The sequence below is a fragment of the Blautia sp. HCP28S3_G10 genome, from assembly GCF_052065235.1.
GTDB lineage: Bacteria > Bacillota > Clostridia > Lachnospirales > Lachnospiraceae > Blautia_A.
Map to the genome: position 1 here is coordinate 1 of NZ_JBQHUL010000031.1, position 21,812 is coordinate 21,812.

Annotated in this window: 18 protein-coding genes; all 18 read left to right on the top strand. The window is 38.6% G+C overall.

What is annotated here, in order from left to right:
- Positions 1 to 100 precede the first annotated feature (100 nt).
- Positions 101 to 421, top strand: a complete 321-nt coding sequence (locus ACTNB8_RS12180) for a hypothetical protein (RefSeq protein WP_441055048.1) — start codon at positions 101 to 103, stop codon at positions 419 to 421.
- A gap of 30 nt (positions 422 to 451) precedes the next feature.
- On the top strand, positions 452 to 766 hold the full coding sequence (locus ACTNB8_RS12185) for a hypothetical protein (protein WP_441055050.1): 315 nt from the start codon (positions 452 to 454) through the stop codon (positions 764 to 766).
- Between the two features lie 69 nt (positions 767 to 835).
- Positions 836 to 1,459: a helix-turn-helix domain-containing protein gene (locus ACTNB8_RS12190; protein ID WP_441055052.1), complete on the top strand. Its 624-nt coding sequence runs from the start codon at positions 836 to 838 to the stop codon at positions 1,457 to 1,459.
- Positions 1,460 to 1,487: 28 nt separating this feature from the next.
- Positions 1,488 to 1,685 carry a hypothetical protein gene (locus ACTNB8_RS12195; protein ID WP_441055053.1) on the top strand — a complete coding sequence of 66 codons (198 nt, stop codon included), beginning with the start codon at positions 1,488 to 1,490 and terminating at the stop codon, positions 1,683 to 1,685.
- Positions 1,686 to 1,848: 163 nt separating this feature from the next.
- Positions 1,849 to 2,517: a vWA domain-containing protein gene (locus ACTNB8_RS12200; RefSeq protein ID WP_441055055.1), complete on the top strand. Its 669-nt coding sequence runs from the start codon at positions 1,849 to 1,851 to the stop codon at positions 2,515 to 2,517.
- A gap of 3 nt (positions 2,518 to 2,520) precedes the next feature.
- The gene (locus tag ACTNB8_RS12205; RefSeq protein WP_441055057.1) at positions 2,521 to 3,186 is read left to right on the top strand and encodes a PIN domain-containing protein; all 666 of its coding nucleotides are present in this window, start codon (positions 2,521 to 2,523) and stop codon (positions 3,184 to 3,186) included.
- Between the two features lie 37 nt (positions 3,187 to 3,223).
- Positions 3,224 to 4,039 carry a zinc-ribbon domain-containing protein gene (locus ACTNB8_RS12210; protein ID WP_441055059.1) on the top strand — a complete coding sequence of 272 codons (816 nt, stop codon included), beginning with the start codon at positions 3,224 to 3,226 and terminating at the stop codon, positions 4,037 to 4,039.
- Positions 4,040 to 4,304: 265 nt separating this feature from the next.
- Positions 4,305 to 4,517 carry a helix-turn-helix domain-containing protein gene (locus ACTNB8_RS12215; protein WP_441055061.1) on the top strand — a complete coding sequence of 71 codons (213 nt, stop codon included), beginning with the start codon at positions 4,305 to 4,307 and terminating at the stop codon, positions 4,515 to 4,517.
- A gap of 1 nt (position 4,518) precedes the next feature.
- Positions 4,519 to 5,127: a DUF1819 family protein gene (locus ACTNB8_RS12220; protein ID WP_441055063.1), complete on the top strand. Its 609-nt coding sequence runs from the start codon at positions 4,519 to 4,521 to the stop codon at positions 5,125 to 5,127.
- Positions 5,127 to 5,705, top strand: a complete 579-nt coding sequence (locus ACTNB8_RS12225; RefSeq protein WP_441055065.1) for a DUF1788 domain-containing protein — start codon at positions 5,127 to 5,129, stop codon at positions 5,703 to 5,705. The genes ACTNB8_RS12220 and ACTNB8_RS12225 overlap by 1 nt, the downstream gene beginning before the upstream one ends.
- A gap of 14 nt (positions 5,706 to 5,719) precedes the next feature.
- Complete coding sequence (gene brxC / locus ACTNB8_RS12230; RefSeq protein WP_441055067.1) at positions 5,720 to 9,361, top strand: BREX system P-loop protein BrxC; 3,642 nt, start codon at positions 5,720 to 5,722, stop codon at positions 9,359 to 9,361.
- Positions 9,362 to 9,384: 23 nt separating this feature from the next.
- Positions 9,385 to 12,978, top strand: a complete 3,594-nt coding sequence (gene pglX / locus ACTNB8_RS12235; protein ID WP_441055069.1) for a BREX-1 system adenine-specific DNA-methyltransferase PglX — start codon at positions 9,385 to 9,387, stop codon at positions 12,976 to 12,978.
- Positions 12,979 to 13,011: 33 nt separating this feature from the next.
- A complete protein-coding gene (gene pglZ, locus ACTNB8_RS12240) occupies positions 13,012 to 15,528 on the top strand; it encodes a BREX-1 system phosphatase PglZ type A (RefSeq protein ID WP_441055071.1) in 2,517 nt (838 codons plus the stop codon).
- A gap of 56 nt (positions 15,529 to 15,584) precedes the next feature.
- Positions 15,585 to 16,700, top strand: coding sequence for a DUF4268 domain-containing protein (locus tag ACTNB8_RS12245; protein WP_441055073.1), 1,116 nt, complete (start codon positions 15,585 to 15,587; stop codon positions 16,698 to 16,700).
- Between the two features lie 11 nt (positions 16,701 to 16,711).
- Positions 16,712 to 18,775, top strand: coding sequence for a protease Lon-related BREX system protein BrxL (gene brxL / locus ACTNB8_RS12250; protein WP_441055075.1), 2,064 nt, complete (start codon positions 16,712 to 16,714; stop codon positions 18,773 to 18,775).
- Positions 18,776 to 18,793: 18 nt separating this feature from the next.
- Complete coding sequence (locus tag ACTNB8_RS12255; RefSeq protein ID WP_441055077.1) at positions 18,794 to 19,882, top strand: leucine-rich repeat protein; 1,089 nt, start codon at positions 18,794 to 18,796, stop codon at positions 19,880 to 19,882.
- 71 nt (positions 19,883 to 19,953) lie between these two features.
- Positions 19,954 to 20,460, top strand: a complete 507-nt coding sequence (locus ACTNB8_RS12260) for a hypothetical protein (RefSeq protein ID WP_441055079.1) — start codon at positions 19,954 to 19,956, stop codon at positions 20,458 to 20,460.
- Positions 20,460 to 21,761 (top strand): protein kinase domain-containing protein, encoded by a 1,302-nt coding sequence (locus ACTNB8_RS12265; protein WP_441055081.1) that lies wholly within the window; start codon positions 20,460 to 20,462, stop codon positions 21,759 to 21,761. Before ACTNB8_RS12260 ends, ACTNB8_RS12265 begins: the two co-directional genes overlap by 1 nt.
- The last annotated feature ends 51 nt before the right edge of the window (positions 21,762 to 21,812 follow it).

The window sequence follows — 21,812 nt, forward strand, 5'->3', positions numbered from 1 at the left end:
AGTGAAAAACTCCAATCTATCAAAAATCGCATGTGAATTATAGTGAATTACTCCAACTCGCAAAGGGCTGGGGTAATTTTATATCTGACCGCATCATTATTTGGCGGTTACGTTATTTGAAAGCTATATAAACTCTAATACATACTGGGTAATTGAGAGAAAACCAAATACATATATCGGCTCTGTAACTATTGATAGGGATGAAAAATATGAGGCATTTTTATATATTCAAGTCCTTGATGATGCAAATATTGATGGTTTTGGAAAAGAATTATTCGATGATGTTATTGATAATATAGCGCATGATTTCTTAATTACTACTTTTTACGTTGATTTGTGGAATGAGGCTGATAGGTCGAAGCAAATTTATCAAGAAGCAGGATATAAAATGAAGAATGGGCATTTAGAAATTGATATGTAAAACAAAACAATAGAAATGAGGCGTGTGGATATGAGTAAAAAAGGATATAGCAGACCAGGTTTGTTCGGAACAGTAAATCACTATGATGTGAACGGAAAGAAAATAGGAGAAAGCCGTCCTGGATTTTTTGGAGGTATGAATAATTATGACAGCAATGGGAAAAAAGTCGGGCATAGTGATCCAGCACTGTTCGGAGGCATGAATCATTATGATAGTCATGGACATAAAGTAGGAAGTAGCAGACCTGGCTTTTTGGGTGGTGTAAACCATTATGATAAAACAGGTCACAAAAAAGGACATAGCAATCCGGGGATTTTCGGAGGAATGAGCCATTATGATGAATGAAAATAGCTGTCAAAATATTCGATATGGTTTATAATAAAAGCAGGAAATATAAAGGCAGGTATCACTCACATGGCAAGTAAAGAATTAATTGAAGAAGTTGGAAAGTACATAGATAAATATTATGAACCGGGAACAGATGATATCAAAATGGATGATGAAATGAAATCTATTTTTGATAAGATAACAAGTTTCCGAAAAAAGAGACAAAAGCAACAGGAAGCTCTGGTAGAACAGGAGGCGGTAAGTTGTGCTCCGACAGAATTTGATGTTGGCAGCATGAAGAAAACAAAGATCACCAAAGAAATGTCACAGACTATGGCGACAAATCGAAATATTGATGATCTGATGAGCCAGATGGAAGAAACTTTTTCCGAGCGCCTTCTCCGCATGATTGATGAGAGGGGATTGACAGATTCCCAAGTATATACAAAAGCCAATGTAGATCGCAGACATTTTTCCAAAATAAGGAAGGACGTCAATTATGCGCCGAACAAAAAGACAGTGTTAGCCTTTACAATCGCATTAGAACTGTCTTTGGATGAAGCAAAAGATTTACTTCGGAGTGCTGGATTTGCCTTGTCAAGAAGCTCTAAAACGGACATTATTGTGGCATATTTTTTACAGAATAAGATTTATGATATGTTTGAGATCAATGATGTATTATATGCTTATGGACAGCCGGTATTTGGTTAATTGAAAAAGGGAAGGATAATAGTTTATTATGAATCAAGTGGTAGATAAAGAAATTAGGAAGCATATTTGTGCACTTCATAAGGATATGGATATGGTTTTGAAATTATTAGATTGCGACATGCCGGAGGATATAATCAAGCTACATTTTGAAGGCATCAGAATTTTAGTGGATTATTGTGAAAAACTGGCACTTGAAGGAGAGACAGCAATAGAAACCTTAGATTAATTCATAAAATTGTCAATAGAAAATAGGCGATCATAATTGTCGCCTGGTATGCGACCAACTTGGTTGGTCCTGTATGTAAAATGTGATTATAACGATTGAGAATGGTAATCCCGAAACGGGATGCCAGGATGACCGGAGAAAAGGTCAGGAAAGGAGTAATCACATGAATACAGGATTAACTGAGTTGGTTTTTATTTTGGACAGAAGTGGTTCTATGGGAGGTCTGGAGAGCGACACGATTGGTGGATTTAATGGGATGATAGCTAGACAAAAGGCAGAAGGAAAACAGGTAAATGTAACAACGGTATTGTTTGATGATGAAGTAGAGATTATCCATGATAGATTTCCAATTGAGATTATTGAGCCTTTAACAGAAAAGGAATATTTTGTACGAGGCTGTACAGCCTTATTGGATGCTGTGGGAGAGGCGATTGTGAAAATTGATAATGTTCAGAAGCATCTTCCGGAGACTCATAAAGCAGGAAAAGTGATTTTTGTCATTACAACGGATGGATTGGAAAACTCCAGTGAAAAATACACCTATGAGCAGATCCGGAGAATGATCAGTGCAAAAAAGGAATGTGGATGGGAATTCCTGTTTCTTGGTGCGAATATTGATGCTGGAAAAGAAGCAGAGAAGATAGGGATTGCCCGTAACCGTTCTGTGACTTATGAAAATGATTCCGAAGGTGTTGCAATCAATTTTAGGGCTGTTGGAAAGGCTGTATCAGAAGCTATTGATGCAAAATGCATGGAAGTAGTGTTTGATGACAACTGGTCAGAAGAAATTGAAGAATACAAGAAAAGCAGTCAGATGAGAAAGAGGAGGTAATTTATGTATTTCCTTGTGGATTTTGAAAATGTCAGAAGCGGTGGATTGCGTGGGGTGGATTATCTTGACAATAGTGATTATCTCACAATCTTTTTCAGCAATGCAGCTCATAGCTGTGAGAACAGATATCTGGAAGATATCGAAAGATCCGGGTGCCATTTTGACACCTGTAAGCTGAAAAATACCGGAAAAAATGGACTGGATTTTTACATTGCAACCAGAGTGGGAGAGTTTTATGGAACTGGCCATAAAGATCGTGTTGCAATTATCAGTAAAGACCAGGGGTATAAAGCAGTAAGAGATTATTGGGATGTCAGGTTGCCGGCAAATAATAAGATCATCATATCCCCGTCAGTGGAAAGAAGCCTGATTGCCAGTAATGACAATAGTGACAGGGTGAAACGTTTGAAGAACCAATTATCCGGGGTGGATATTGATGTGTTTCAGGCAAGATACGAAGAGCGCATGAAATTGCAGGAGCTATTGAAACAGATTTTCGGGGATACGGATTATGCCAGTAAAATGCCGGAAATACAGGATATGGTGGAAGAAGGAAAGACACCAAAGGTGATTTATCTGAATTCCCTGCATCGTTTCGGAAAGAAACAGGGGCTTGAAATTTATAATCGCATAAAGCCAATGCTGTATCTGAAAGCTGCACAGGCTTAGAGATAAAAAAGAAGTACAAACAGGAGGAAAGAGAAGTATGGCAATGATGGAATGTCCAAATTGCGGAGAACAGGTATCAGACAAAGCAAAAAAATGTGTGCATTGTGGAACGGTTCTGATTCCAGAAGAAAAAAGATACTGTAAGGAATGTGGAACAGAACTGGAAGAGGGAGTAACAGAATGCCCGAAATGTGGCTGCCCTGTTGATAGTGGTGAAAAAGAGGAAGTGGCACCGCAGCAGGTAGAAGTGACCGGAGTAAAGATAGCAAAAAAATCAAAGAAGATCATTGCGATTGCAGCAGTAGTGGTATTGATAGTTGCTTTGATTGCAGTTGCTGTAGTACAGGGACAAAAGAAAAAAGCTGCAGAAGAAGCGGCAAAGAGAATGGAAGAATATTCTGCAAATTTGGAACTTGTTACATATTCGATGCTCTCTGGAGCTGGCGATGCGGAAACCTGTGGAAATCTGGTGAAGAAAGTCTGGTATAACGCAATTTATGAAGAGCGGGATGATGATACCGATAAATATACCAGACCAAAAGGGTATTTTGTATCTGATTTTAATGATGCATTGCAGAATTTATATTCAGATTCTTCTTTCAGTCTGAAGGTGAGCGGTATCGAGGATAATCAGGATACAGTAAATTCATTGATGAAGAAGTTGAAAAATCCACCGGATGAATATGCGGATGCGTATGAAGCGGTTACGGAGTTGTACGATGCGTACCTCACGTTGACAAATCTGGCGACAGATCCATCTGGCAGCCTCCAGACATTTTCATCCAATTTTAATGATGCAGATTCCGAAGCATTAAAGTGTTTTAATGCAGTGCAAATGTATCTGGAAGAATAGGATGACCAGGGAAAATAGGAATATATTAGTTTCAGAATTATTATGAGTGGTAAGAAAAGAAGGTAAGCATCCATATCATATAAAAAATTGCAATCTGTTGCAATTAATTCACACAAATTGCGTCCTCAGTGGTATAATCTTATCATAGGGCGCTTTTTGTCGTTTTAGATTTTTCTATCACTATTATTCGTTTTAGTAAACGGCAAATATCCCATAAATATGAACACTATTTAGCAGGTTTTTTACGGATTTGGGAGGAACTATAATGGCTGTTTCCTATAAGAAATTATTTAAAATGCTGATTGACCGAGATATGAAGAAGAAGACCTTATGCGAAAAAGCAAAAGTAAGTCAGGGAACGATTAGTCGTATGGCAAAAGATGAGCCTGTTTCGATGGAGATCGTTGCGAAGATTTGTCTGGCTTTGGATTGTACGCTGGATGATATTGTAGAGATCATTCCAGATGAGGAGGATTAGCATGAAAAGAAAAGCATATAGCGCAGGGGCTGTGAAGTTTTCCTTCTGGTTCATGGAATTTAGAAAGGTAGTACAGCTTTTAGCTGCCGAGAACGATTATAAAGAAATCAAAAGATTAAGTGAGGAAGAGAATATTTTTGGAGCATCCACACCAGCGAGGGCTGCCATGATCTGTTCCACAACAACTGCAAGGGCAAAAGCCCTGGATCCAAGTTTTATTCCATTATTCATGGATAGTGATGTGGGAACGCAGAAGCTGTTTGCACTTGCCGCAGTATTGGCACATGACACTTTATTCTTTGATTTTGTGTATGAGGTTATACGAGAAAAGCTGATCATTGGAAGTAATGAATTGGCGGATAGTGATATTAGAATCTTCTTTAAACATAAGCAGGAACAGGACGAGAAAGTAGCAAAATGGAAGGATTATACATTGCACCGGTTAGGTTCCTGTTATAAAACCCAGTTATATGAAGCTGGATTGTTGGATGATAATAAATTTTCTAATACCCGTAAGATTTTGAAACCGATATTAGATCCGGAATTGAAACACTGGCTGGAAGATAATGGACTAAATTCGCTGGCTAAGGCATTTGAGGGGGTTCGATAATGGCAGATTTGAATAAACGTTTGGATGAGATGGAGGCTGCGATTAAAAAGCCATCCTTTAGAGCAAGCAGCGGAAAAGCCAATGAGGTAAATTACTGGATCTTTGATTATCCACCGGAAAGAGAATTGGAAGTTCGTGAACGTATTGAATACATGAAAAATAAGAATTCCAAGGGAACCGATGATTTTGAATTGGTGGTATTTGACCTTTACGATATCATCATAGATTATCTGGAAGAAAAAAACTTTATGGATAAATGCTTCCAGTTTGAACAGAAAAAAGGACTGGACCGTATTACGAAGGCGGTAAACAATTCCATGAAGATCAATGATGATGACAGCTTTATCGTTCAGTATATCAAAGATCATACACCAGAAAATGCAGTTGTGTTTTTAACTGGTGTGGGAAAATGTTATCCGATCTTACGGTCACATAAAGTTTTGAATAATTTACACCAGGCATTTGTAAGAGTTCCGGTTGTGATGTTCTTTCCGGGAACGTATAACGAGCAGGAATTGATCCTGTTTAATGAGATTAAAGATGACAACTATTACAGAGCATTTAAATTAGTGAAATAGAGGGAGCGTACACTATGCAGATTAAAGAAATGTTTGCCAAGAAGATTGACCGTGAAATTCAGGGCGTTATTATTGTTGGACAGGGCGAAGAGACAAATATTGCACAGGAATTGGAAGAATATGTGGTAACAAAGGAGTTGCATAAACACTTTGCGGATTTCTTTGCAGCATATAAAAAAGGAATTGTCGGAAACACACCGAAGATGGGTGTATGGATTTCTGGTTTCTTTGGAAGTGGTAAATCTCACTTCTTAAAAATCCTGTCTTACCTGCTTGCCAATAAAGAAGTTGGGGGAAAGAGAGCACTGGATTACTTTATTGATGACAAGAAAATCATAGACCCTATGGTTATGGCAGACATGAAGCTTGCTGCCAATACATCGACGGATGTGGTGCTTTTTAACATCGATTCCAAGAGTGAATCGACGAGCAAACAGAATAAAGATGCTATCGTAAATGTATTTTTAAAAGTATTTAATGAGATGCAGGGCTACTGCGGTTCCATGCCGCACCTTGCTGATCTGGAAAGACGTCTGAGTGAAGAAGGGAAGTATGAAGAGTTCAAAGAGGCGTTTGAGGAAGCATACGGTGATCCGTGGGATGAATCCCGGCAGGATTTCGACTTTATCCAGGATGATGTGGTAGAGGCATTATCAGAGATTGGTTTCATGAGCGAAGCTGCCGCACGTAACTGGTGTGAAAAAGCAGCAGAACCATACCAGATCAGTATTGAAGACTTTGCAAAACGTGTAAAGGCATATATTCAGAAGAAGGACAAGAACCATCATGTTGTGTTCCTTGTGGATGAGATTGGTCAGTATATCGGTGATGATTCCAAGCTGATGCTGAACCTCCAGACGGTAACGGAAGAATTAGGAAAAGAATGTGCCGGAAAAGCATGGGTTGTTGTTACCTCCCAGCAGGATATTGATTCCATCACAAATGTAAAGGGAAATGATTTTTCCAAGATTCAGGGACGATTTGACACCAGATTATCGCTGTCCTCTGCCAATGTAGATGCAGTCATTAAAAAGAGAATCCTTGACAAGACTGAAACAGCAGGTCAGACCCTGCGGCTCCTCTATGAGCAGAAGGCAACGATCATCAAAAACCTGATCGTATTTAACGACGGTGTAGAGAAAAAACTGTATACCAATGCCAATGACTTTGCAGAAGTCTATCCATTTGTACCATATCAGTTCAACCTTTTGGCAAGTGTACTGACATCCATCCGTACCCACGGCGCATCCGGAAAACATTTATCCGAAGGAGAACGTTCCATGCTTGCACTCTTCAAAGAGTCTGCTGTGAAGTTGATGAATGAAGAAGCAGGAGCGATTGTGCCATTCCACAGATTTTATGATGCCCTTGAGAATTTTCTGGATCACAGCCATCGAGGTGTTATCCTCAAGGCTTATGACAATAGCTATATTAATCCGGAAAAGAAAGATTCGGATGTGTTTGCCATCAATGTATTAAAGACATTGTTTATGATCAAGTATGTTCTGGAGATTGAAGCAAACCTTGATAATATCACAAGTCTGATGATCGACAATATTGATAACGACCGTATTGTCTTGAAGAACCAGGTGGAAGAAGCCCTGAAGGTTCTCCAAAGACAGATGCTAGTACAGAAAAATGGTACATTATATGTTTTCCTGACAGATGAAGAACAGGAAATCAACCGAGAGATCGACAGCCAGACTGTAGAAATGGCAGAAGTCATCAACAAAGTATCCGAGATGATTTTTGAAGATATTTTCACGGATAAGAAATATCGTTATCCGGCATTTAATGGACGTTATGCATTTTCCTTTAACCAGTCAGTGGATGACCGTCCGTATAAATCCAACCAGAATTACGATGTAGGACTCCGTATTCTTACACCTTGGTATGATGGTGGAATGGATGATGCCACACTTCGTATGATGTCGGGACAGAGAAATGAGGTATTAGTGGTTCTTCCAAATGATTCGGCATTTCTGGATGAACTTAGAATTTATCTGAAAATAGAGAAATTCCTGAGATTAAATACATCCGCCCAGCTGACAAAATATGAAACAATCAAAGAGGCAAAGCGTGTGGAAATGCGTGAGAGAAACAGTAATGCAAAACTGTATCTCACAGAATCCTTAAAAGAAGCAACCATCTATGTAAATGGAGATGTGGCGCACGTTGCCGGAAAAGAAGTTACAAGCCGTATCAATGATGCGCTGGGACGCCTGATCCAGACCGTATATCATAAATTATCCTATATTGATGCAGCGATGAGCGAAGCAGATATCCGGAAAATGTTTAAGACTTCCAACCAGATGACCTTGAATCTGGAAGGTGGAGCGGATGCAAATGCACATGCTCTTGATGATGTACTGGCGTATATTGCAGGTAATTCCAGAATCCATATGAAAACTTCCATGAAAACCATCAAGGATCGTTTTATGAAAGCTCCTTATGGATTTGTTGAGGACGATGTACATTGGCTTGTGGCAAGACTGTTCAAGATTGGAAAAATTTCTTTTACAGTGAATGGCTCTAATGTAACGCTCCTGAATAAGAGTGAGGATGAGATTGTAAGTTACATCACGAAAAAGCAGTTTGTAGAAAAACTTCTGATGGAAGAACGTGTTGGCGTTCCTGAAAAAGATAAAAAAGCAGTCCGCAATGTATTAAAAGAACTGTTTGGTACGACTGTTGTATCTGATGATGAAGATACCCAGATGAAGAACTTCCAGAACTACAGCCGGAATATGCTTCATGATATGGAAAAGTTGGAAGGTAACTATAAATATTATGCATATCCGGGTAAGAAGGTACTGGCAGAAGGAAAACGGTTATTACAATCTGTTCTTCAGATTAATACACCGCTTGAATTCTTTGCATATATCTCAAAACAGCAGGATGATTTTCTGGATTTATCAGAGGATTATGAGCCGGTAAAAACATTTTTTGGTGGCGAGCAGCAGCAGATCTTTATGCGTACTTTAGATATGCTGGAAATCTATGAGGACAGTAAAGCATATATCACGGATAAAGAGCTGGAGTCTATCGTTTCTCAGATGCAGGCAATCATCAAAAAAGAACAGCCATATAGAGATATTCCGAAACTCCCGGAACTGCGGAACCAGTTTATGGATGCCTATGGAAAAGTATTGGATGAAGCATCCAAACCGGTTATGAATTCCATTGATCAGGCGAAAGAAAGAGTCGTGGAAGTTGTTGATACGAAAGAGTATGCGGCACAGAAACGTACCGGTTATATTCAGCTGTTTATTGAAATCGAGAATGATGCGACGAAGTGTAATAATGTATCAAGATTAAGAGCCTATGCCGATAAAGCAGATGCGTTAAAGATCCGTCTTTTAAATGAAATGGATCAGATAGATGCAGATATTGCAAGGAAGAAAGCAGAGGAAGAGCGAAAGAAAAGAGAAGAAGAACAGCGTAAAAATGGAGGCGCAGGTAATACTGTTGTGACACCAGAGCCGGAGCCGGTTGTGCATGTGAAGACAACGAAGAATGTGACCATCAAAAATGTGACAGGAACTGCGTCCTGGAGATTAGAATCTGCGGATGATGTAGACAACTATCTTGCACAGCTTAGAAAAACACTTCTTGCTGAACTTGACAAAACAGATATTGTAAATGTCGAATTTTAGCAATAGATGAGAGGGACAGATACATGAACAAGACTGCGATAAAGAATTTTGCCATATGGGCAAGAAATAAACTGATAGCTGATATTCAATATAAAGCCGGTTTAATGGGAATTACTGAGAAGGGTATTGCCAATGCCCTTCCTCAGTCCACCAGAGGTACAGAATTTTATGATATCGGAACATCTGAGCCTTATACCATCAGCGGGAAAGAAATTGAACAGAGAAGACGTTTAAAAGAAGTGATCGAGAATAAAGCGTCTGATACTGATTATTCAACAGCGTATAAGTATGTCATCGAAGAAGTAGCCTATACCTGGTTTAACCGTTTGATTGCTGTGCGTTTTATGGAGGTCAATGATTATCTTCCTGGACATATAAGAGTATTGTCTTCTGAAACGGGAAAGATGGAACCGGATTTAGTAACGACACCTTTTGACGCTGATCTTGAATTTACCAGTACCGAAGAAGAACAGATTATTCAGTTAAAGCAGGATAATAAAATAGATGAGTTATTCCGTATGCTGTTTATTAAGCAGTGTAATGCTTTGAATGAATTGCTGCCTGCGTTGTTTGAAAAAACCAATGACTACACGGAAATTCTTTTAAATCTTTCTGTTATTGATCAGGAAGGTGTGGTATATCATTTGGTTCATGATATTTCGGAAGAAGATTTTGATGTAAACCGTGGCGGTCAGGTGGAAATCATAGGATGGCTGTATCAATACTATAATACGGAACCTAAAAATGATGCATTTGCAAAGAAAGGGAAAATCACAAAAGAAGAAATTCCTGCGGTCACTCAGCTCTTTACACCAGATTGGATTGTTCGTTACATGGTTGAGAATAGTCTGGGACGTTTATGGCTGGAAGGACATCCGGATGAGGCCTTGAAAGAAAAATGGAAATATTATCTGGATGAGGCAGAACAGGAGCCGGAAGTACAGACTAAACTGGATACAATTAAAGAAGAATATAAAAAACTAAATCCAGAAGATATTAAATTGATCGATCCTTGTATGGGTTCTGGACATATTCTTGTGTATGCATTTGATGTACTGATGCAGATTTATGAAAGTGCAGGATGGTCTCAGAGGGATGCTGCTAAGAGCATTGTTGAAAATAATATTTATGGATTGGACATTGATGACCGAGCGTTTCAGATGGCATATTTTGCAGTTATGATGAAGGCACGACAATATAATCGACGTATACTGAATTCTGATATGAATTGCCATATGTATGCTATTCAAGAGAGTAATGGTATTACAACTCGGACCTTGAATAACATGGGTACGAACTTAACGGATGATGAGTATAAAAAAGCATCAAAACAGGTAAAGCAAATTATTGATTTATTTAAGAATGCAAAAGAATATGGTTCTATTATTAATGTTCCTCAAATGGATTGGGAATTAATTAGAAAGTTTGTTGTTATTAAGCAAAATGATAATGAACAAATGACATTAGACATTTATGGAGAAGGTGATGCAAGAAAAAGATTATCAGAGATAATTAATATTGCAGAAATTATGTCAAACAAGTATTTTATTGCAATTACTAATCCTCCATATATGGGTAGTGGAAGTATGCAACCGACAATGGTGAAGTATTTAAAGGAAAAATATCCGGATAGTAAAAATGATTTATTTGCTGTATTTATTGAAAGATGTACAGAATTTTTAGACAAAAATGGAATACAGGCAATGATTACTCAGCAAGCTTGGATGTTTTTATCAAGTTATGAGAATTTGAGACTTAAATTATTTGATAATATAATTGTTAATATGGCACATTTGGGGACGAGAGCATTTGAGGAAATTGCTGGTGAAGTTGTACAAACTACAAGTTTTGTGGTGCGAAAAAGTAATCTGCCAAACTATAAAGGAGTATATATTCGATTGGTAGATGGAAATTCACAGCAAGAGAAGGAACGATTATTTCTTAATCCAGATAAAAAATACATATCCCAGTCGGCAGTATTTAAAAAAGTCCCAGGTGCTTTACCAGCTTATTGGATTACTGAAAAATTTGCATCTATTTTTGACGAAAAGACTGTGGAAAGTACAGCCTTAAAAGTGTGTAAAGGTGGATTTACTGGAAATAATGATAAATATTTAAGACTATGGTTTGAAGTGGATTATAATACTATACCTCAAAAGTGGAATAAGTATTCTAAAGGCGGAAGTTTTAGACGATGGTATGGAAATTCTCAACACGTAATATATTGGGCGAATGATGGGAAAATATTAAAAAATGATCCAAAAGCTGGCATGGGTGCATCTCAATATTATGGAAAAAAACATCTTGTTTGGTCTGGAATATCAACAGGATTAGCTTCATTTAGATATGAACCGCAAGAAGTATTTTTTGATGATGTGAGTCCTGCTGTTGTTTTTAGCTCAGAGTTTAACTGGCAATTATTAGGATTGTTGAATTGTAAAGTTGCAACAGAAGTATTGAAAATTATTGCACCAACAATGCATTTCCAAGCGGGAGATATAAAAGCCATTCCTATTGTAAATGGTTATCGAAGCATTAATGAAAATGTTATTAAAGAGAATGTTAATATATGTAAGACTGAATGGGACTTGTATGAAAACTCATGGGATTATGTTAGGCATCCACTTGTAGAGAATGTTGCTGGTAAAGCGTTTGTTTCAAATAAATATGAAGAATGGGAAATGGAATGTTTAGACCGTTTCGCAAAACTCAAAGCAAATGAGGAAGAATTAAACCAAATTTTTATTGAACTATATGGACTTCAGAATGAATTGGTATCTGAGGTAGAAGAGAAAGATGTTACTGTACGAAAAGCAGATCTTCAGCGAGAAATAAAGAGTTTAATCTCATATGCTGTTGGTTGTATGTTAGGGCGTTATTCATTGGATTGTGATGGTCTGGCATATGCAGGTGGTACTTTTGATGGTAGCAAGTATGAAACTTTTATTCCTGATGTTGATGGAATTATTCCTATAACGGATGAAGAATACTTTGAAGATGATATTGTAGGATTATTCTGTGCATGGTTAAAGAAGGTTTATGGTGAGGAAACACTGGAAGAAAATCTTGACTTTATAGCAAAAGCTTTAGGAAAGAAAGGAAATTCCAGTCGGGAAATCATTCGGAATTATTTCTTAACAGACTTTTATAAAGACCATTGTAGTACATATTCCGTGACCGGATCTGGTAAGCGTCCAATCTATTGGCTATTTGACAGTGGTAAACAGAATGGCTTTAAAGCATTAATATATCTTCATAGATATACGCCGGATACCATTGGAAATCTTCGTGTGGATTATCTTCATAGGATGCAGCGTGTTTATGAAAGTGAAATGAACCGTATGCAGGATATGATTGAACACAGCACGAATAGCAGAGAAGTTGCTTCAGCTTCCAAGAGAAAGGAAAAGCTTCAGAAGCAGTTGAAAGAGTGCCGTGAGTATGACGAGAAGATTGGTCATCTGGCTTTAGATCGTATTGAATTGGATTTAGACGATGGTGTGAAATACAATTATCGTAAAATTCAAACCGGTCGTGACGGAAAGTTCTATGAAGTTCTTGCGGATAGTAAAGCCATTATGATGGATGCAAAGAAATATGCTGACTTTAAGAAATAACATAAGGAAGCATAAAAATCGGGAGGAGCCGATATGGCTGAATTAAATTTAAAACAAATTGTAGATCGTTTAAATGCAGAGTTTACCGGCGATACTCGTAAACTGGTGTTTTGGTACGATGATAAAGCAGAATTTGAAGAGGATATGGAGTCGGTAGAGCTTGAGAATGCCAAGGTTTACCGACTGCAGCCGGACAATCAGTTCCAGACCAAGTATTATTTGGAAAGAATTGATACAACAACGAATTATCTGATTTATGCACCGTTTCCCAAACCGGATGTAAAAGACAATCATTTGGAAGATACGATGTTATATTCCAAACGGTTTTATGCAGACCGGGCATCGCTTCTTTCTGTTGATCTTGGAATTGATGAAAAATATAAGCATGTTATAGAAAAACACATTAAGTTTTTTGCAAATAAAGACAGAACACAGCGGTTCTATGACCTAGAGATTGAAAATTTCAATGAGGAAAATATCCTGATTGGATTATTAAGCGCACTCTGTAAAACCAAAATCTGTTCTTTTGAAGAGGTTGTCCGCATTGTTCTTACTGAGAGCGAATTAGATGAAAATTCATACTTGGAAGAATTTGAAAAGTATGAGCTGTTATCTGCGTTCTGGAAGCTGTGTGAACAGCAATTTGGTTACAGTGATGATAAACCGACATTGGAGAAATTGGTTGTCACAATGTTTGTAACCTATACAGAGCGATACTTGCAGGGTGGTATTCCAAAGTCATGGAATTCTTTCTCTTCAACAAAACCGGGAAATATCATAGCTTTTCTGGATAATTTAATGAACAATGTCTTATATAGAGACAAGTATGATGAACTGTCAAAGCACGTTGCTTCAGGACTTAATGTTGCAACAGCATTGTCAGGATATGAAATAGCTGATTTGTTGAATTGCGATACCTTTATTCAGATTGACGAGTTCATTGAAAAATGGATCGTTGATCGTTTGGCTGCCGAGGATACGGGAGCAAAGGTAGATGAATTATCCATTCCACAGATTTGTGATATGCGATCCAAGATGCATTTCGGACCGCAACTGATGAATCAATATAATATGCTGTGCAGTGCCTACCAGATCATTTCCGAGGTAAATTATCAGCCGGTAGATGGATTTAAGGCTGTCATTAGGGAATACGTTGAAAAGGACTGGATGGTAGACCAGGAATACAGAAAATTCTATTTCTATTATGACAGAATAGAGGATACGGAACACTATGAAATGTTGAAAACATTGGTTGAAAACATTTATACCAATGTATATTTAGGAAAACAGCTTCCAAACTGGAATCAGGCAATTTTGGAAGAAGACAGCTTTTTACAGTTGCCACTGCAGAGAAGATTTTTTGAAAAATATGTGCGTTATTCCAAAGAACGTACTGTGGTAATCATTTCTGATGCAATGCGTTATGAAGTGGGAAAAGAATTATTCATACGTATGCAGGATGATCCGAAGTGTACAGCTAAAATCGAGCCGATGCTCAGTACACTGCCTTCTTATACAAAATTGGGAATGGCTGCATTATTACCAAATAGAAAACTTTCTATAACAGACAGTTACCAGGTGTTAGTGGATGGACAATCATGCGATAATTTAACCAGCAGACAAGCTATTCTGCAGGCTGCCTGCCGGGATAGTGCCTGTGTCCAGTTTGATGATATTAAGGGATTGAAGAAAACGGATCTGAGAAATATCTTCACCGGAAAACAGGTTGTGTATATATATCACAATCAGATTGATGCCAGAGGAGATAAGGCAATTACTGAGGACGAAGTATTTTCTGCCTGTGAAGAGGCTGTTTCGGAGATCATGGATTTGATCAGAAAGATTTCGACAAATGCCAATACATATAAATTTATTGTGACTGCAGATCACGGTTTCATTTATAAGAGAGAGAAGATTACAGAGAGTGATAAGATCTCAGGAATCAATGGAGCAGATGCGTATGTCAATCGGCGTTTTGTGATATCTGCTGATCAGATTCTGGAAGATGGAATTGGAAATATGTCTTTGGGATATGTTCTTGGAAGTGACGACCAGAGGGTGATATCTTATCCGATCAGCAGTCATGTGTTCAAGACACCGGGAGCCGGTCAAAACTATGTCCACGGAGGTTCTTCTCCACAGGAGATGTTAGTGCCGGTTGTTAGTATTAAGATGGAAAAAGGACATATGGAAACAACAAATGTTCAGATATCCCTTGTAAGTATGGTGCAGAAAATTACAAATCTGATCACAACAATGGATTTCATTCAGTCAGATCCGGTCAGTGATACAGTAAAGCAAGCAACATACAAAATGGTATTTATGTCGGAAGACGGGGAACGTATTTCCAATGAGAATACCTATGTGGCTGATAGCAGAGAACCAGATTCACAGAAGAGAATCTTTAGGATGAGATTTAACTTTAAAAATAAGAGTTATGACAAGAGTAAGCAATACTATCTGGTCGTTTATGATGCAAATACCGAAATAGAAGCATTCAGACATCCGGTAATTATTGATCTGGCGTTTGCTGATGATTTTGGATGGTAAACTTGTTCCGATTATTGATGAATAGCCTTTTAAAGAGAGTAATGTAGGTGACAGTTATGTTTGTGATTGACAAAGAAAACAATAAAATTGATAAAATTCAAGCCAGGACATTTCATGAGCTTGGATTTAGGGAAAGAGATCATCTTCAGGAATGGATTGCAAAAAATCCTTCCTGTTTGGGTGATGAGGAATTCCTGATTATTCAGAAAGAATTTGATGGGTTTAATGACACAAATGAGCGTCTGGATCTTCTGGCACTCGATAAGACCGGTTCACTTGTCATCATTGAAAATAAACTTGATGATACAGGAAAAGATGTAAATTGGCAGGCATTGAAATATGTTTCGTATTGTTCCACTTTGTCAACGCAACAGATTATTGATATCTTCCAACAGTATTTGGATAAACAAGGAAAAGGGAAAAATGCCAAGGAAGAACTGGTTGATTTCTTCGATGGGAAACCATTAGAGGAATTATCCCTTAATGAACATGACCAGCGGATGATCCTTGTGGCGGGGCAGTTTAGAAAAGAAGTAACGTCTACTGCTATGTGGATGTTGAATCATGGAATATCCGTACAGTGCTTTAAAGCTACTCCATACCAATATGGTGATGAACTTCTGCTTGATATAGAACAGATTATTCCGGTAAAAGAGGCTGAGGAGTATTTAATCAAAATGGCTGATAAAACAAAGGAAGCACAGTCAGTAAAGGAAGCCAATAAAGGAATAGATGAATTAAGGAGAAGGTATTGGACGGCATTGTTGGATAAGTTCAATACAGTTTCAAAACAATTTCAGAATGTGAATCCATCCACTGACCATTGGCTGTCCGGTGGTTCTGGTGTAAGTGGAATCCCATTTTCTTTTGTAGCTACTAAGAACTATGCAAGTGTAGAAATCAACATTAACAAAGGTGATCGGGAGACAAACAAAGCCATCTATGACAGACTTGAGGCACAGAAAGAAGAGATTGAGAAAGATTTTGGAGCAGAACTTGTCTGGCAGCGGTTGGAAGAGAAGAAGTCCTGTAGAATAGCATCCAGATTGGAAAACGTGAACGTACAGGATTATGATGATTGGGATAAAATAATTGATTTTCATTGTAAGGCGATGCCTAAATTTTATAAAGCGTTACACGATAGGCTGTTGGCTGCAGTAAAAGGGTTATAGAGGAGGCAATCATGGAGGAATACATGGAAACGGGAAACACCCGTGACGAAATAAAAAGAAAACTGCGTGATAATTTCGATGGATATATTGTGCGGAAAGATTTGACGAAATCCATCAGAGAAGGCGCAAATGTGCCGGTGTATGTATTGGAGTATCTGCTTGGTCAGTATTGCAATTCCGATGATCAGGAAATTATTGATGAGGGTATTGAGAACGTAAAACGCATCTTGCGTGACAACTATGTGCGTCCGGATGAGGCACAAAAGATTCTTTCTCTCCTTCGTGAGCATGGTAGTTACACGATCATTGATAAGATTACGGTAGTTTTGAATACGAAGGAAGACCGTTACGAAGCTGCTTTTTCCAATCTTGGCATTAAAAATATTCCAATCCACCCGGACTATGTGAAAGATTATGATCGTCTCCTTTGCGGTGGTATCTGGTGTATCCTGCGTTTGGAATATGAATTTATTGAAGAAGATAAAAAGAATTCACAGCCAATTCGTGTGCGTAGCTTAAAGCCGATCCAGATGCCGCACATTGATATGGACGATTTGAAGAGTGGACGTAAGGCATTTACCAAAGAGGAATGGATTGATGTAATTCTTCGTACTATCGGTATGGAGCCTGAGAAGTTTACACAGAGAGAAAAATGGTTGCTTTTAGCACGTATGGTTCCATTGGTTGAAAATAACTATAACCTGTGTGAGCTTGGTCCGAGATCCACTGGTAAGTCATATGTTTACGAGCAGATTTCACCAAACAGTATTCTTGTGGCTGGCGGACAGACGACAGTTGCAAACCTTTTCTACAATATGTCCAATAATACAGTTGGTCTTGTAGGAATGTGGGATGTAGTGGCTTTTGATGAGGTTGCCGGTATTAAATTCAAGGATAAAGATGGTGTCCAGATTATGAAAGGATACATGGCATCCGGTTCTTTCTCAAGAGGCAAGGCAGAAATTCAGGCAAAAGCATCCATGGTATTCGTGGGAAATATTAATCAGAGTGTCGAAACATTGCTTAAAACGTCATCTCTTTTTGATCCATTTCCACCTGAAATGGGATTGGATACAGCCTTTCTGGATCGTATGCACAGCTACGTTCCTGGATGGGAGATACCAAAGTATCGTCCGGATTTCTTTACTGACGATTATGGCTTTATCACGGATTATTTGTCTGAATTTTTAAGGGAACTCCGTAAAGATTCTTATAGCGATTTGATGGACAAGTATTTTAAGCTGGGCAATAATCTGAACCAACGAGATACCATTGCGGTTCGCAAAACAGTATCCGGTCTGATAAAACTTGTATATCCGGATGGTGAAGCAAGTAAAGATGAAGTAAGAGAGATTGTAGAGCTTGCGTTAGAGCTTCGCCGCCGTGTAAAGGAGCAGTTGAAGAAAATTGGCGGTATGGAATTCTATGATGTCAATTTCTCTTATATTGATAACGAAGATTTTGAAGAACGTTATGTATCTGTACCGGAATCTGGTGGTGGAAAGATGATTCCTGAAGGTATGGGTAAGCCGGGAAGTGTTTATACAGTCGGACGTTCGAAGACAGGTATGGTTGGATGCTATCATTTGGAAACCCAGATGATGCCGGGTAATGGAAAACTGACATTGACTGGACTTGGAACAAGTTCTGAAATAAAGCAAGGTCCGAATACAGCGTTCAATTATTTGAAGGCAAATGGAAACGCTATTTCCGGACAGATCAGTACCACAACTAAAGATTACATCATTGCTTATCAGGATCTTCAGGGAATAACAATGACACCGAACTTGGCACTGCCAACTTTGATTGCTATCTGTTCTGCAGCGTTATCAAAACCAACGATTAGCAGTCTTGCAATTCTCGGAGATATTACGATTGGTGGAACCCTGGTTAAGGTTGAGAATCTTGCAAGTACCTTGCAGGTATGTCTGGACAGCGGTGCGAAGAAGATTTTGCTTCCGTTGCCATCTGCGATGGATTTGGGCACCGTTCCGGCAGATCTTGTTGGCGCATTTAGCTTGATTTTCTATTCTTCCCCAGAGGAAGCAGTGTTCAAAGCATTGGGTGTAGAGTAATGAGAGGCGGTGAATCCGTTGTTTGAACAGGATTTTGCATCCATGCTGCGACAGTATGAGGATGCAGTTGATGATAAAAAGAAATTTACCGGGCTGATCAAAGATTTTTTCCCTGAACAGGCGAAGAACATAAATCTTTTATTAACAGCTTATTCATTGGGCATAGCGCAGGACATCAAAAAAACGTCCAGAATAGGTAACGCATTTGCATTTCGTTTTGTAAAGCAGCTGATGGAGGAGTATGGCATTAGCAGATCTAATGCAGATTGGGCAGTGTCGATTTGGTGTGTGTGTTATGGTCATCAGGTTCTGGGGAAAGAATGCGAGATCAATATTCAGACACCTGGAACGGGACCTGCGGTAAAAGAAGATAGAAGAGAAACAAGAAGCTATGGCGATTTATTCCGATACCGCAAGAGTAATCAAGGGAATGGTCTTAGCGTTTGTGGATTTGATGGTGATAAGAACCAGACAATCATATTTCAAAATCGGCACAATAATCAGCCTGTTATTGAGATCTGTGATGAAGCATTTAAAGCTACTGCAGTTCAGGAAGCAATTTTGACAGATGGAATTGCTTTTCTTGGAAAGAGTGCATTTGCTGATTGCAGTTGCCTTCATCAGGTGATATTGCCATCTTCTATGCGAGAAATAGGCGATAAAGCAATGGAAAACTGTACGATGTTAAAATCCATCAATCTTCCAATAGGACTGGAACGTATTGGTACGGATTCATTTAAGGGAAGTGGTTTACGCACGATTAGCTTTCCAAATACTTTGTATTGGATTGGAGATGGAGCTTTTGCAGAGTGTCAGGAATTAGATAATATCATTCTTCCGAAAAATATTGACCGTATCTCTGCGAGAATGTTTAAAGGTTGCAGAAATATCCGAAAGTTTGAAATGAGTGAAGCTGTAACAGAAATCGGGGAACAGGCATTTTATGGGTGTAAAAGTATGGATATGATTTACATACCGGATAGTGTGACAATGATTGGTGATAATGCTTTTGCAGACACCAGTAAACAGTTTATTATACAGTGTTCCTTCGGTTCTTATGCAGAAGAATATGCACGGAAACATAGGCTGAAATACCAATTGATTTAAAGCAGATGTCACCTGGCAGGCGACCATGTTGTTGTAAGAAGATGATACCATGAAATCAGAGGAGGGATGAAATGGGTTTTTTAGATGCTTTTTTCAATAAAAATCAAATTCCGACAGTCACAACCATCCTTCCGGATGCGGCAAAAAAAGAAATATGGGCAGGGCGGCTGCCTATACTAAATACGGATAATGTTTTTCTGAAAACAGGGGAAAAGATCCATCTGATTGATAAAGCAATCAACCTGGAAGAAAAACGTGTAAAAGAGGCTGCCCATTATGGACATAGTGGACCAGGACTCTTTAAAGGAACCAGATATAATGTAGGAAGAGCAAAGCCGGTGGAACATATTGAATATGTACAGCATCGAGGAATCCTTTATATCACAAATCAGAGAGTAATCTTTCAGGCTAAAGAATGGGGATTTGATAAGACCTATAAATACCTGACTGCGATTACACCATACAGCAATGCGATAGAATTTCAGTTTGGAAATAAGACGTACCAGATGATTGTGAATGATGGATCAACGATTTATCAGGCATTGCAGCTTATAAAGAAAAGGAGATCGATTTACTAATGGATGGACAATTAAAACCAGGAACATACCTCACATCGGAAAGTGGAAATAAGTATAAAGTAATCAGTCTTCTTGGTGCAGGCGGACAGGGGGAAGTTTATGAAGTAGAGTGCAGTGGCAGACATTATGCACTCAAATGGTATTTTAAAGAAACTGCGACAACTGCACAGAAGAAAACACTGGAATCCATTATTGCCCATGGAAGTCCGGATCCGGCATTCTTATGGCCGCAGGAATTAGTTGTACCGGCGCAGGGAAATGTATTCGGTTATATCATGGATATTCGCCCTAAGAATTATAAAAGTATTGTAGATTTAATGAAGAGAAAAGCAGAACCTTCTTTTTATGCGCTTTGTCGGACTGCATTCAACTTGGCTTGTGGATATAAAAAGCTGCATGACTGGGGTGCTGTTTACCATGATATTTCATTCGGGAATCTCTTTTTTGATCCGAGTAATGGAGATGTTTTAATCTGTGATAATGATAATGTGAGCTTTGATTGCAATAAGGCAGGAGGAGTGCTTGGAACACCAGGATTTATGGCTCCTGAGATTGTCAGAGGAGAGGCGAGACCATCAAGAAATACAGACCAGTATTCTCTTTCTGTTTTACTGTTTTATCTCTTTATGGTGAATCACCCGTTGGAAGGACGCCTGGAAGCACAGATTAAATGTATGGATATGGCTGCCAGAGAGAAATTATATGGTACAGATCCAGTATTTATTTTTGATCCGGATAATAAGACAAATCGTCCGGTAAAAGGAATTCATGATAATGCGACGATTTATTGGCCAATCTATCCGGAAAAGCTTAGACAGATGTTTACAAAAGCTTTTACTACGGGTCTTACCGATCCTAAGAAACGAATTACTGAGTTGGAATGGATGACCACATTTGCAAATATGATGAGCGGTATGATGCAATGTCCTAAGTGTGGCGCAAGGATCTTCTATGATGAGGATTTAGTAGCAAAAGGAGCAGGACATCTTTGCTGGAATTGTTCTAACAGTATTGCAGTTCCGACAAGATTGGTGGTAGGAAAGAATACAATTTTATTGAATCAGAATACACGCATCATGCATCACCACATTTATGGCGATTATGATATGAACACAGTAGTCGGTGAAGTGGTGCAGAATCCAAATAATCCCAACCTTTGGGGAATACGTAATGCAGATACTGTGAACTGGACATATGAAAAAGCGGACGGAACACAAATTCCGGTTGCGCCAGGAAGAACAGCTGGTATAGCCAGGGGAGTAAAGATACACTTCACAAATGGAATTGGTGTGTTTGAATAAAATGGAATCATTATTTTGAATATGGATACATACGTCAAAGCGTAAGGAGGT

Bases quoted from the DNA above. Each gene is read 5' to 3' on its own strand.
- pglZ (WP_441055071.1), top strand. From the start codon at position 13,012: ATGGCTGAATTAAATTTAAAACAAATTGTAGATCGTTTAAATGCAGAG.
- ACTNB8_RS12260 (WP_441055079.1), top strand. From the start codon at position 19,954: ATGGGTTTTTTAGATGCTTTTTTCAATAAAAATCAAATTCCGACAGTC.
- brxL (WP_441055075.1), top strand. From the start codon at position 16,712: ATGGAGGAATACATGGAAACGGGAAACACCCGTGACGAAATAAAAAGA.
- ACTNB8_RS12200 (WP_441055055.1), top strand. From the start codon at position 1,849: ATGAATACAGGATTAACTGAGTTGGTTTTTATTTTGGACAGAAGTGGT.
- ACTNB8_RS12195 (WP_441055053.1), top strand. From the start codon at position 1,488: ATGAATCAAGTGGTAGATAAAGAAATTAGGAAGCATATTTGTGCACTT.
- pglX (WP_441055069.1), top strand. From the start codon at position 9,385: ATGAACAAGACTGCGATAAAGAATTTTGCCATATGGGCAAGAAATAAA.
- ACTNB8_RS12185 (WP_441055050.1), top strand. From the start codon at position 452: ATGAGTAAAAAAGGATATAGCAGACCAGGTTTGTTCGGAACAGTAAAT.
- ACTNB8_RS12215 (WP_441055061.1), top strand. From the start codon at position 4,305: ATGGCTGTTTCCTATAAGAAATTATTTAAAATGCTGATTGACCGAGAT.
- ACTNB8_RS12205 (WP_441055057.1), top strand. From the start codon at position 2,521: ATGTATTTCCTTGTGGATTTTGAAAATGTCAGAAGCGGTGGATTGCGT.
- ACTNB8_RS12265 (WP_441055081.1), top strand. From the start codon at position 20,460: ATGGATGGACAATTAAAACCAGGAACATACCTCACATCGGAAAGTGGA.
- ACTNB8_RS12245 (WP_441055073.1), top strand. From the start codon at position 15,585: ATGTTTGTGATTGACAAAGAAAACAATAAAATTGATAAAATTCAAGCC.
- ACTNB8_RS12210 (WP_441055059.1), top strand. From the start codon at position 3,224: ATGGCAATGATGGAATGTCCAAATTGCGGAGAACAGGTATCAGACAAA.
- ACTNB8_RS12225 (WP_441055065.1), top strand. From the start codon at position 5,127: ATGGCAGATTTGAATAAACGTTTGGATGAGATGGAGGCTGCGATTAAA.
- ACTNB8_RS12190 (WP_441055052.1), top strand. From the start codon at position 836: ATGGCAAGTAAAGAATTAATTGAAGAAGTTGGAAAGTACATAGATAAA.
- ACTNB8_RS12220 (WP_441055063.1), top strand. From the start codon at position 4,519: ATGAAAAGAAAAGCATATAGCGCAGGGGCTGTGAAGTTTTCCTTCTGG.
- brxC (WP_441055067.1), top strand. From the start codon at position 5,720: ATGCAGATTAAAGAAATGTTTGCCAAGAAGATTGACCGTGAAATTCAG.